Annotated in this window: 6 protein-coding genes; all 6 read left to right on the top strand. The window is 68.4% G+C overall.

From position 1 onward, the window contains the following. Positions 1 to 46 precede the first annotated feature (46 nt). The 6 genes from IB223_RS17275 to xylB all read left to right on the top strand — a co-directional run bounded on the left by IB223_RS17275 (position 47) and on the right by xylB (position 12,725). The gene (locus IB223_RS17275) at positions 47 to 2,251 is read left to right on the top strand and encodes a cellulase (protein WP_343227222.1); all 2,205 of its coding nucleotides are present in this window, start codon (positions 47 to 49) and stop codon (positions 2,249 to 2,251) included. A gap of 35 nt (positions 2,252 to 2,286) precedes the next feature. Then, positions 2,287 to 4,155, top strand: a complete 1,869-nt coding sequence (locus tag IB223_RS17280) for a sialate O-acetylesterase (protein ID WP_192202977.1) — start codon at positions 2,287 to 2,289, stop codon at positions 4,153 to 4,155. A 7-nt stretch (positions 4,156 to 4,162) separates the two neighbouring features. Then, positions 4,163 to 5,836, top strand: a complete 1,674-nt coding sequence (locus IB223_RS17285; protein ID WP_192202978.1) for a DUF5597 domain-containing protein — start codon at positions 4,163 to 4,165, stop codon at positions 5,834 to 5,836. A 68-nt stretch (positions 5,837 to 5,904) separates the two neighbouring features. After that, the gene (locus IB223_RS17290; protein ID WP_192202979.1) at positions 5,905 to 8,751 is read left to right on the top strand and encodes a TIM-barrel domain-containing protein; all 2,847 of its coding nucleotides are present in this window, start codon (positions 5,905 to 5,907) and stop codon (positions 8,749 to 8,751) included. Positions 8,752 to 8,836: 85 nt separating this feature from the next. Continuing rightward, positions 8,837 to 11,218, top strand: coding sequence for a glycoside hydrolase family 95 protein (locus tag IB223_RS17295; RefSeq protein ID WP_192203001.1), 2,382 nt, complete (start codon positions 8,837 to 8,839; stop codon positions 11,216 to 11,218). A gap of 13 nt (positions 11,219 to 11,231) precedes the next feature. Beyond that, positions 11,232 to 12,725: a xylulokinase gene (xylB, locus tag IB223_RS17300; RefSeq protein WP_192202980.1), complete on the top strand. Its 1,494-nt coding sequence runs from the start codon at positions 11,232 to 11,234 to the stop codon at positions 12,723 to 12,725. Positions 12,726 to 12,813: the final 88 nt, after the last annotated feature.

The raw sequence follows: 12,813 nt of genomic DNA on the forward strand, positions 1-12,813 counted from the left end.
GTGCTTTACGCTGGCGCACCGGCTCTCCCTCTCCACAGGAGACTCCGTGCACACGCTTCGCCTGATCCTTGCGCTGTCCGTCCTGCTGCTGGCACCCGCCGCCACGGCGAAGGACGAAACCGCCGACTACCGCTGGCGCAACGTCGCCATCGGCGGCGGGGGCTTCGTCACCGGGCTGGTGTTCCATCCGCGCGAGAAGGGCCTGCTGTACGCCCGCACCGATATCGGTGGCGCGTATCGGTGGGTGTCGCGCGAACAGCGCTGGCAACCGCTTATGGACTGGATGGGCCACGAGGACAGTGGCCGCTTCGGCGTGGAAAGCCTGGCGCTGGATCCGTCCGATCCGGATCGTGTGTACCTCGCCGTCGGCACCTACCTGCACGAACGCGGACAGGACGGCGCGATTCTGCGTTCGACGGATCGCGGCGCGACGTTCCAGCGCACGTCGCTGCCCTTCAAGCTCGGCGGCAACGAGCAGGGGCGCGGCAACGGTGAACGACTGGCGGTGGATCCCCACGACGGACGCGTGCTGTTGTTCGGCACGCGCGCTGACGGGCTGTGGCGCAGCGGCGATGCCGGCGCGACCTGGCGCGAGAGCTCCGGCTTTCCCGCGGTCGCGAAGGACCGGTCGGCCTGGGCGATGGGGTGGCGCGAGCTGCGCCCGGTGGGCATCGCCTTCGTCGTGTTCGATCCGGTCGACGGCGCGAAAGGCACACCGACGAAAACGATCTACGCGGGTGTTTCGACGAACGACACCAGCCTCTATCGCTCCCGCGACGGTGGCGCGACGTGGCAGGCCGTGCCCGGCCAGCCTGTCGGGCTCCGACCCAGCCACATGGTGCGCGACGCGCGCGGTCGCTGGCTGCTGAGCTACGGCGACGAGCCGGGCCCCAACAACATGGCCGATGGTGCGGTATGGCGCTTCGATCCCGCCGGCGACCGCTGGGAAAACATCACGCCGGCACCCCGTTCCTCCGATGCGTCCGGCAAAGGGTTCGGTTGGGGCGCGGTCGCGGTGCAGGCCGACAACCCGGACGTGATCATCGCCACCACCTTCCGTCGCTACCAGCCGCACGATGACCTCTATCGCAGCGTCGATGGCGGCCGCACGTGGACGGCCACGCTGCCGCGCTCCCGCTTCGATCATTCGTCCGCGCCGTGGACCGCGGATGCGAAGCCGCACTGGATGGCCGACATCGAGATCGATCCGCACGATCCGGACCGCATCCTGTTCGTCACCGGCTACGGCGTGTGGGCGTCGACCAACGCGCGTGCATTCGACCAGGGCGCCGACATGCAGTGGCGTTTCGAGCAGGCGGGCTTCGAGGAAACCGTGCCGTTGGCGCTGGCCAGTCCGCCGCAGGGCGCACATCTGGTCAGCGGCCTGGGCGATGTCGACGGCTTCGTGCATGACACGCTTGATGTGTCGCAGCCGCGTTTTGCCGGCGTGCGCTTCTCCAACACCGAAAGCCTGGCCTTCGCCGGACAGGTGCCGCAGGTGATGGTACGCACGGGCTATTTCCACAACCGGCCGGAAGGCGCGGTGCGTGGCGCATGGTCGAACGATGGCGGGCGTACGTGGACCGCCTTCGAGACCGAGCCGGCCGATGGCGAGGGAGCCGGACAGATCACCCTCGCGGCCGACGGCAAGCGCGCGATCTGGCATCCGCGCAACGGCGAACACCACTGGATCACCGCTGACATGGGCGGGCGCTGGCAACCGGTGAAAGGCCTGCCGAAAACCGCGGTGGTGGAAGCCGACCGCGTCGATGAAGGGATCTACTACGGGTTCGATGCGATCAGCGGCAAGCTCTATGTCAGCGGCAACGGCGGCGTCGCATTCGAGGAAGTCCGCGCGCCGGTGGGCGAAATCGGCGACTGGTACCGGGCCGAGATCCGGCCGCATCCGCAGCGTGCCGGCGAAGCCTGGATCGCGTCGTCTTGGCGCGGGCTGCTGCATCTCTCCCCCGGCAAGCTGGCACGCGTGCCGGGCGTGGACAACGTGATGTCGGTGGGCCTGGGCAAGCCGGCGAAGGACGGCGATGCGCCGGTGCTGTTCGTGTTCGGCGAAGTGGGGGGCCAGCGTGGCCTGTATCGCTCCGGCGACAACGGCCGGCACTGGCAGCGGATCGATACCGACGCACTGCGGTTTGGCGGCATCATCCGTCACGTGACAGGCGATCCCCGCCTGCATGGCCGCGTCTACTTCGGCACCGAAGGACGTGGCATCTGGTACGGAGATCCGCAGTGAATCGAATCGCCCTCGCTCTTCTCGTTTTTCTCGCAATGCCGGCCGCACACGCCGTCGAACTGCCGCGCATCTTTGCCGATGGCATGGTGGTGCAGCGCGACCAGCCGGTGCAGGTCTGGGGCCAGGCGGCCCCGGGCGCGCGCGTCGTGGTGGCGTTCGCCGACCGTGACGGCACGGCGCACGCCGATGCCAGCGGCCACTGGTCGCTGGAATTGCCCGCGCTGCCCGCCGGTGGTCCGCACGTGATGCGTATCGACGATGGCGCCGGCGCGCGTGTGCTGCAGGACGTACTGGTGGGCGATGTGTGGCTGGCCAGCGGGCAATCGAACATGGAGTGGCCGATCGCGCAGTCGGCGGATCCGGAGGGGGAGATCGCGCGCGCGACCGATCCGCAGATCCGCCATTTCAAGATCCCCAAGTCCTGGGCCGGCACGCCGCAGGCGCAGCTCGCAGGCGGCGAATGGGTCGCCTCGTCGCCGCAGGCCGCGGGCAAGTTCTCGGCGGTGGCGCATTTCTTCGCGCGCGAACTGCGCAAGGTCACCGGCGTGCCGATCGGCATCATCGACAGCACCTGGGGAGGCAGTCGCATCGAAGCCTGGATGGATGCGCCATCGCAGGGGCTGGACGAAAAGGCGCTCGCCCAGCAGGCCAGCACGCTGCGCGCGCAGGATGAGCAGGCGCTGGCGCGGACGCGCCGCAATCTGGCGCGCTGGCCGGATCTTCCCGTCGATGATGCAGGCTGGCAGTCCGCCGGGACCGACGCGTCCGCGTGGACGCCGATCAAGGTGCCCGTGCTGTGGGAAGCCACGGGTTGGAACGGCATGGACGGCGTGGCGTGGTACCGCACCACGTTCACGCTGACCGCCGAAGAAGCCGCTGCCGGCGTGACGCTGGGCGTGGGCCGCATCGATGATTCCGACACCACCTGGGTGAATGGCACCCAGGTCGGCCAGACGCACATGCAGTACAACCTGCCGCGCCGCTACACCGTGCCGGCATCGGCCCTGCATGCGGGCGTCAATCACGTGGCCGTGCGCGTATCCGACTTCGGCGGCGGGGGCGGCATCCACGGCGACGCGGCCGAGGTCTTCGTCCAGCCGCAGGGCGCCGCACCGCGCACGCTGGCAGACTGGTCGTTCCGGCCGTCCAGTGTCAGCGTCGCCCTGGTCGACGACAAGAACCAGCATCCCACCCTGCTGTACAACGCGATGATCCATCCGCTGCAGCCCTACGCACTGCGCGGCGTGATCTGGTACCAGGGCGAATCGAACGCGAACACGGTGGCGGATGCGCTGAAGTACCGTACCCAGTTCCCGGAGATGATCCAGCAATGGCGTCGCCAATGGCAGGCGCCCGAGTTGCCGTTCCTGTGGGCGCAGCTGGCCAACTTCTCGTCCGGCGTCGACCAGGGCGACCAGAGTCCGTGGGCGGTGCTGCGCGAATCGCAGTCGGCCACGCTGTCGCTGCCGGCCACCGCACAGGTCGTGACCATCGATATCGGCAATCCGGCCGACATCCATCCGCTCAACAAGCAGGACGTCGGCAAGCGACTCGCGCTGGCGGCGCGGCACGTCGCGTACGGTGAATCAATGGTCTACCACGGGCCGGTCCATACGCAGGCGCAGTTCTCGGACGGCGTCGCGACCCTCGCTTTCGATGCCGGCGCTAGCGCGCTCGCCGTGCGCGGGGACGGCACGCGCGTGCATGGCTTCGCGCTGGCCGGTGCCGATCGCGTCTTCCATCCGGCGGAGGCCGCGCTCGTCGACGGTGGTGTCGTCGTGCGCAGCGACGAAGTGAAGACGCCGGTGGCCCTGCGCTATGGCTGGTCCGACAACCCGGCCGACGCCGACCTGATCAACGCGGCGGGCTTGCCTGCCTCGCCTTTCCGTACCGATGCGTGGTGACCCCCGAATGCCTTCGATGATGCCCCGTCGCCTGTTGCTGCTGTCGCTCGTCGCGCTGCTCGGCCTAGCCGCCTGCCAACCCACCGGAAAAGGCGATGCGCCGGCCACGGCGAAGGGCGACGGCGCGGCCGATGCCTCCGGTGCCACGCCGATCCCGCAGATCGTCAGCAAGGACGGTCGCCACGCACTGATGGTCGACGGCGCGCCGTTCCTGATCCTCGGTGCGCAGGTCAACAATTCCAGCAACTGGCCGCAGGCGCTGGACGATGTGTGGCCGGCCATCGACGTGGTCAAGCCGAACACGGTGATGGTGCCGGTGGCCTGGGAGCAGGTGGAAGCGAAGGAAGGCGCCTTCGATTTCTCCTTCGTCGACGTGCTGCTCAAGCAGGCGCGCGAGAAGAACGTGCGGCTGGTACTGCTGTGGTTCGCCACCTGGAAGAACAACGGCCCGAACTACGCGCCGGCCTGGGTCAAGCTGGACAACGTACGCTTCCCGCGCGTCATCACCGCCGACGGCCGCACGCTGAACTCGCTGTCGCCGCATGCGCAGGCCACGCTGGATGCCGACCGCAAGGCCTTCGTCGCGCTGATGACGCACCTGAAGGCCGCCGACCCGCAGCGCACCGTCATCCTGGTGCAGCCGCAGAACGAACCCGGCACCTACGGCAGCGTGCGCGATTTCTCGCCGCTGGCGCAGAAGGTGTTCGAAGGGCCGGTGCCCGACGCGTTGCTGAAGAAGCTGGGCAAGACGCCGGGCACCTGGCGCGAGGTGTTCGGCGCCGATGCCGACGAGTTCTTCCACGCCTGGCATATCGCGCACTACATCGACCAGGTCGCCGAGGCCGGCAAGGCGGTCTATCCGCTGCCGATGTTCGTCAACGCCGCGCTGCGCGGGCCGTTCAATCCCGGCCAGCCGGGGCAGTACGCCAGCGGTGGCCCCACCGACAACGTGCTGGACGTATACAAGGCCGCGGCGCCGCACATCGATCTGTTGGCGCCGGACATCTACATGCCCGAGTACACCCACTACACCACGGTGCTGGACCGTTACTCACGCCCGGACAACCCGCTGTTCGTCGCCGAGACCGGCAACCGCGAGGAATACGCACGCTACTTCTTCTCCGCGCTGGGTGAGCAGGCCATCGGCTGGTCGCCGTTCGGCATCGACTACTCGCGCTATTCCAACTGGCCGCTCGGCGCCAAGCACATGGACGAGAAGACGCTGGCCACGTTCGCGATGAACTACGCGATGGTGAAGCCGGCGGCTCGCGTCATCGCGCAGGCGAGCTTCGAGGGCAAGGTGCGCGGCACCGCCGAGCAGCCGGGGCAGGCGGTGCAGACGGTGAAGATCGATGACCGCTGGAACATGGTGGTGACGTATGGCGTGCCGCAGTTCTGGTTCCAGGGCGAGCCGCCCGGCAATCCGGAGCCCATCGGCCGCGCGCTGGTGGTGCAACTGGGGCCGGACGAGTTCCTGGTCACCGGCGCGCACGCGCGCATCAACATCCACGCCGCCGATCCGGCGCTGGCCGCACGGCAGATCTACGACGTCGTCGACGAGGGCACCTACGTCGATGGCAAGTGGGTGTTCCGCCGTCGCTGGAATGGCGACCAGACCGACTACGGCCTCAATTTCTCCAGCGTCCCGCAATTGCTGCGGGTGAAGCTGGCGACCTACTGAACGATCCACGGGCCGGTTCCGCCGGTCCATGAACCGGGACGCCTGCGGGCGCCCACGAGGAGCAAGCGATGGGTTACTTGAAGACGTTGACGGTGCCGCTGCTGGCCCTGGCTGCAGCGGGCGCCAACGCCGCGGGCAACGAGGCCGTCGAGAAGATCGACCACGGCGTGATCGTGCGCCCCGCCGACGCGTCCGCCGCCGACGTGAAGGTGGAAGCGGTCGCGCCGGGCATCCTGCGCGTGATGGCCGATCCCGACGGCGACTTCGCCCGCACGCCCAGCCTGATGCGGGCGAAGACCGGTGCGCCGCCGGCGGTGAAGGTGGGCGAAGCCGGCGGGCAGGTGACGGTCAGCACGCAGGGCATTTCGGCGAAGGTCGATGCCCGCACGGGGCAGGTCAGCTTCTTTGACGCCGCCGGCAAGCCGCTGCTCGCCGAGCGCGCGCGCACCTTTTCTCCGGCGACGTTCGAGGGCAAGGACTACTACAGCATCCGCCAGCGCTTCGAATCGACGGACGACGAAGCCTTCTACGGCACCGGCCTGCACCAGCAGGGCTGGATGAACCTCAAGGGCCGCGATGTCGAACTGCTCCAGCACAACATCGACAAGGCGATTCCCTACCTCGTCTCCACGCGCTACTACGGCATCCTGTGGGACAGCAATGCCATCACCCGCTACGGCGATCCGCGCGGCCTGCAGCCGCTGGGCGCATCGCTGGACCTGTTCGACGCCCAGGGCAAACCGGGCGCGCTGACGGCGCGCTACACCGTCAACGGCAAACAGGTGGTCGAGCGTCGCGAAAGCGAGGTGAACTACCAGTACATCAAGGACCTCGCCAACTTCCCCGCCGCGGGCAAGAACATGGCGCAGGGCGGACGCAGCGACGTGGTGTGGGAGGGCGAGATCGCCGCCCGCACCGATGGCCGGCATACGTTCTCGGTCTACAACAGCGAGTACGCCAAGCTCTACATCGACGGCAAGCTGGTCATCGACCGCTGGCGCCAGAACTGGAATCCGTGGCACCACGAGTTCGCGCTGGACATGAAGGCCGGCCAGCGCCACAAGGTGAAGCTGGTGTGGGACCGCATCGAGCCGGCGTACATCGCGCTGCTGCATCGCGATCCGCTGCCCGCCGACGAGGCGAAGGACCTGTCGATCTGGTCCGAAGCCGCGCAGGCCATCGACTACTACGTCGTCGCCGGCGACGACGCCGACCAGGTGCTTGCCGGCTACCGCACTCTGACCGGCAAGGCCGTGCTGCTGCCGAAGTGGTCGTACGGGTTCTGGCAGAGCCGCGAGCGCTACAAGACCCAGGCCGAGCTGACCGGTGCGCTGGACGAGTACCGCAGGCGCAGGCTGCCGATCGACGCCATCGTGCTGGACTGGTCGTACTGGCCGGAGGACGCTTGGGGTTCGCATGATTTCGATGCGAAGAACTTCCCGGATCCGGATGGCATGGTCGACCACGTGCACGACCAGCATGCGCAGATCATGATCTCGGTGTGGCCGAAGTTCTATCCGACCACCGCGAACTACAAGGAACTCGACGCCGCCGGCCACATGTACCACCGCAACGTGGAAGTGGGCGAGCTGGACTGGATCGGCAAAGGCTACCTGAACTCGTTCTACGACCCGTATTCGAAGGAAGCGCAGGACATCTTCTGGCGCCAGGTCAATGGCAAGCTCAACGCCAAAGGATTCGATGCGTGGTGGCTGGATGCCAGCGAGCCGGACCTGCACAGCAACATCGACATCGGCGAGCGCAAGGCGCGCACCACGCCGACCTCGCTGGGTCCGTCGGTGGAATTCTTCAACTCGTATCCGCTGGTGCATTCGGAAGGCGTCTACCGCGGTTCGCGCGAGCAGGATCCGGACAAGCGCGTCTTCATCCTGTCGCGCGCGTTCTTCGCGGGCCAGCAGCGCGCCGGCGCGGCGTTCTGGAGCGGCGACATCGTGCCGCGCTGGGACGACCTGCGCGAACAGATCTCCGGTCTGGTGAACGCCTCGATGGCGGGCGCACCGAACGTCAGCTTCGACATCGGCGGTTTCTCGCCGGAACGACGCTACGAAACGAAGGACCCGGCGCACCTGGCCGAGTGGCGCGAGCTGAGCCTGCGCTGGTTCCAGCACGGTGCGTTCGTGCCGATCTTCCGCCTGCATGGCCAGTTCCCGTACCGCGAGATCTGGGAGATTGCACCGGAAGGCACGCCGCACTACGACAGCTTCGTCCACTACCTGAAGCTGCGCTACACGCTGCTGCCGTACATCTACACGCTGGCCGGCGATACGTATCACCAGGATGGCACCTTGCTGCGCACGCTGGCGATGGACTTCCCGTCCGACTCAAAGGTGCGCGATATCGCCGACCAGTACATGTTCGGGCCGGCGTTCCTGGTCGCCCCGGTCACCACGTTCAAGGCAACCACGCGCCAGGTCTACCTGCCGGCGGGCGCGAGCTGGATCGACTTCGAGACCGGCAAGCGCTACGACGGCGGCCAGACGATCGAGGCGGCCGCACCGCTGCAGCGCATGCCGCTGTTCGTCCGTGCCGGCGCCATCGTGCCGCGCACGGTGGTGCAGCAGTACGTGGACGAGAAGCCCGATGCGCCGCTGACGATCGAGGTCTACACCGGCGCCGACGGCACGTTCTCGCTGTACGAGGACAACGGCCGCAGCTACGGCTACGAGCGCGGCGAATCCAGCCGCATTCCGCTGGCGTGGAACGAAAAGGCGGGTGAACTGCGCATCGGCGCGCGCGAAGGTCGCTATCCCGGCATGGTCGCCAACCGTGAGGTGCGGGTCCGTTTCATTGATGGTCCCCGCGCCGATGCCGGCGCGCTGGAACCGGCGGCCGACGTCACCGTGCGTTACGACGGCAAGGCGCAGGCCGTGCGGTTTCCCCGCACTGCACGATGACAGCAGGGTGGTCGGGCGGCACCATGGAAACCGGTAGACAACACCTGTCCGGGAGGGCTGGATGATGCAGTCCCCGCGCCCGGGCATGTCGCCGGTCGCCGTCGACACCGGGCCACATGATCCCGGTCGCCGCACCCTGTTCAAGGGCGTGGCGGGCGGTGCACTGGTGGCGGGACTGCCCTGGGATGCCGCTGCGGCGCCAGCGGGCGCGACGACGGCGCAGGACCTGCGCCTGTGGTATCGCCAGCCGGCGCGCGTCTGGGTGGAAGCGTTGCCGGTCGGCAACGGCCGACTGGGCGCAATGGTGTTCGGTGGCGTGGCGCACGAGCGCCTGCAGCTCAACGAGGACACGCTGTACGCGGGCGGGCCGTATTCGGCAGTGAATCCGAAAGCGCGCGAGGGGCTGCCGCAGGTGCGCGCGCTGATCTTCGCGGGTCGTTACGCGGAAGCTGCCGCGCTGGCCGACGACACGCTGATCTCGCGGCCGGTGAAACAGATGGCCTACCAGCCGCTGGGCAACCTGTGGCTGCAGTTCGACCGGCTGGACGGCGTGGCCGACTACCGGCGCGAGCTGGATCTCGATGCCGCCGTGGCGCGCACCACGTTCCGGGTCGGCAACGGCGTGCACCGTCGCGAGGTGTTCGTCTCGCCGGTCGACCAGTGCATCGTCGTGCGCTACACCGTCGAAGGCGGCGACGCGATGATCGGCCGGATACGCACCGGCAACGAACATGCGACGACCACGCGGGTCGTCGACGGCGGCTGGCACGTCAGTGGTCGCAACGTCGGCAAGCACGGCATCGAGGGCCGCCTGCGCTTCGCCTTCCGCGTGCAGGTCGCGCACCGCGAGGGCCAACTGCGGGTGGAGCAGGATCAGATCGCCTTCGATGGCGTGCGCGAGCTGGAGTTGCGCATCGTCGCCGCGACCAGCCATGTGGCATACGACGATGTCAGCGGCGATCCCGACGCGAGCACGGCCGCGCAGCTGGGGCGGGTGAAGGACAAGGCGTTCGATGCGGTGCTGGCCGACCATCTGGCCGAGCACCGCCGGCTCTTCCATCGCGTGCGGCTGGACCTGGGACGTACCGCCGCGGCCGACCTGCCCACCGACGAGCGCATCGCCGCGTTTGCGCAGGGCGACGATCCCGCGCTGGTGTCGCTGTACCACGCGTACGGACGCTACCTGTTGATCTGCAGCTCGCGGCCGGGCAGCCAACCCGCCAACCTGCAGGGAATCTGGAACGACCTGATGGATCCGCCGTGGGAGAGCAAGTACACGGTCAACATCAATACCGAGATGAACTACTGGCCCGCCGAAGCGAACGGCCTGGGCGAGTGCGTCGAGCCGCTGCAGCGCATGCTGGAGGAACTGGCGAAGACCGGTGCCGGCGTCGCCCGCGACATGTACGGCGCCGGTGGCTGGATGCTCCACAACAACACCGACCTGTGGCGCGCGGCCACGCCGCCGGATGGCGCGCGCTGGGCGCTGTGGCCGACAGGAGGCGCCTGGTTGCTGCAGGCGCTGTGGGACCGCTGGGACTACGGCCGCGATACGGACTACCTGAAGCAGGTCTGGCCCCTGTTCAAGGGCGCCGCGCAGTTCTTCGTCGACACGCTGCAGGACGATCCGCAGACCGGCCACAAGGTCACCGTGCCGTCGCTGTCGCCGGAGAACGAACATCCCTTCGGTGCGGCGATCTGCGCCGGCCCGACCATGGATGCGCAGATCCTGCGCGATCTGTTCGGCCAGTGCATCGAGGCCGCACGCGTGCTTGGCGTGGAGGCAGACTTCGCCACGCGGCTCGCCGCGCTGCGCGACCGGCTGCCGCCCAACCGCATCGGCAAGGTCGGGCAGCTGCAGGAATGGCAGCAGGACTGGGACATGCAGGTGCCCGAGATCCACCACCGCCACATCTCGCACCTTTACGGTCTGCATCCCAGCGCGCAGATCAACCGGCGCGACACGCCCGAGCTGGCGCGCGCCGCGCAACGCACGCTGGAGATCCGCGGCGACGAGGCCACCGGCTGGGGCATCGCGTGGCGGCTGAACTTCTGGGCGCGCCTGTGGGATGGCGAGCACAGCCTGAAGATCCTGCGCATGCTGCTGTCGCCGCAGCGCAGCTACCCGAACCTGTTCGACGGGCACCCGCCGTTCCAGATCGACGGCAACTTCGGTGGCGCCGCCGGCATCGTCGAGATGCTGGTGCAGAGCTGGGGCGGATCGATTTTCCTGCTGCCCGCGCTGCCGTCGTCATGGCGCGACGGCGAAGTCGAAGGCGTGCGCGTGCGCAATGCCGCGCGACTGGACCTCAACTGGAAGGCAGGACGGCTGGCGCACGCGACGTTGCACTCGGACAAGGGCGGCCGCTACGCATTGGTCCATGCGGACCAGACGCTCGACATCGAACTCGCCGCCGGGGCATCGGCCACGGTGCGGCTGCGCAATGGCGCGCTGGTGCGCGCATGAAGAAGGAAACAGCATGAGCCTTGTCGCCGGAATCGACGCAGGCACGCAGAGCCTGAAGGTGGTGGTGTACGACGCTGCGGCGCGTGCGGTGGTGGCCAGTGCCAGCGCGCCGTTGGAGCTGATCAGCGGCGAGGACGGCAGCCGCGAGCAGCATCCCGCCGATTGGGTCGCCGCGATGCATGCGTGCTTCGACCGCATCGACCCGGCGGTGCGTGCACGCATCACCGCGCTGTCGGTGTCGGGCCAGCAGCACGGCTTCGTGCCGGTGGATGCTGACGGTGCGGTGTTGGCCCCGGCCAAGCTGTGGTGCGACACCAGCACCACGGCCGAGTGCGGGCAGATCATGGACGCGGTGGGCGGTTCGACAGCGACGATTGCGCTTGCGGGCAATCCGATCCTGGCCGGCTACACCGCCTCCAAGCTGCCGTGGACGAAGACCCATCGCCCCGAGGCTTATGCACAACTGGCGACGATCCTGTTGCCGCACGACTACCTCAACTTCGTGCTCACCGGCCAGCGCTTCTGCGAGTGGGGCGATGCCTCCGGCACCGGTTGGCTGGATGTGCGCGCCCGCACGTGGTCGGCCGATCTGCTGCGGGCGACGGATGCGGACCGCGATCTCGCCGCCTGCCTGCCGCCGATCGCAGCACCCGACGCGCTGTTCGACATCGATCCGGCCATGGCGAAGCAGCTGGGACTGCCGACGACGGTCAAGGTCGCCGTCGGCGGCGGCGACAACATGATGGCGGCCATCGGTACCGGCTGCGTGGAAGAGGGCCGGCTGGCGATGAGCCTGGGCACCTCGGGCACGCTGTTCGCTTATTCCGATACCCCGGTCGTCGATCCGCACGGTGCCTGGGCCGCGTTCTGCTCCTCCACCGGCGGCTGGCTGCCGCTGATCTGCACGATGAACTGCACCGTGGCCACCGAACAGGTGGCCAAGGCCTTCAGCTTCAGCACGCGCGAGGGCGACGCGCACCTGCACGCCACGCCGCCCGGTGCGGACGGGCTGGTGATGCTGCCCTTCCTCAACGGCGAGCGCACCCCGGACCTGCCGCTGGGCAAGGGCGTGCTGGCCGGCCTGGATACGAGCAACTTCACCCCGGCCCATGTCTACCGCGCGGCGATGGAAGGGGCGACCTACAGCCTGAAGTACGGCTTCGATGCCTTCGTGCGCGCCGGCATGCAGTTCGATCGCATCGTGCTGACCGGCGGGGGCAGCAACAGCGCCGCGTGGCGGCAGCTGGTGGCCGATGTGTTCGGACTGCCGGTGGATGTGCCAGTGCAGGCCGAGGGCGCGGCCTTCGGTGCGGCGCTGCAGGCGCTGTGGGCATGGGGCCGTGCCGATGGCGATGCCGCATCCATCGCCGACATCGCACGCGCCCATGTCGCCACCGAGCCGGCCTTGTCCGCCACGCCCGATCCACTCCGTACGCAGGCCTATGCCGCGGCCTACCGCCGCTTCCTTCAGCACCTCGATGCCCTCACGCCGCTGCAGCGCGGCTGACATCCCACGCACATCACGCACAACCACAGGACCCCGCACCATGAGCACCCAGCCCTTCATCGGCGCCCAGGAATACTTCCCCGGCATC

The sequence above is a fragment of the Pseudoxanthomonas sp. PXM03 genome (assembly GCF_014852005.1).
In the GTDB taxonomy this organism is placed as follows: Bacteria; Pseudomonadota; Gammaproteobacteria; order Xanthomonadales; family Xanthomonadaceae; genus Pseudoxanthomonas_A.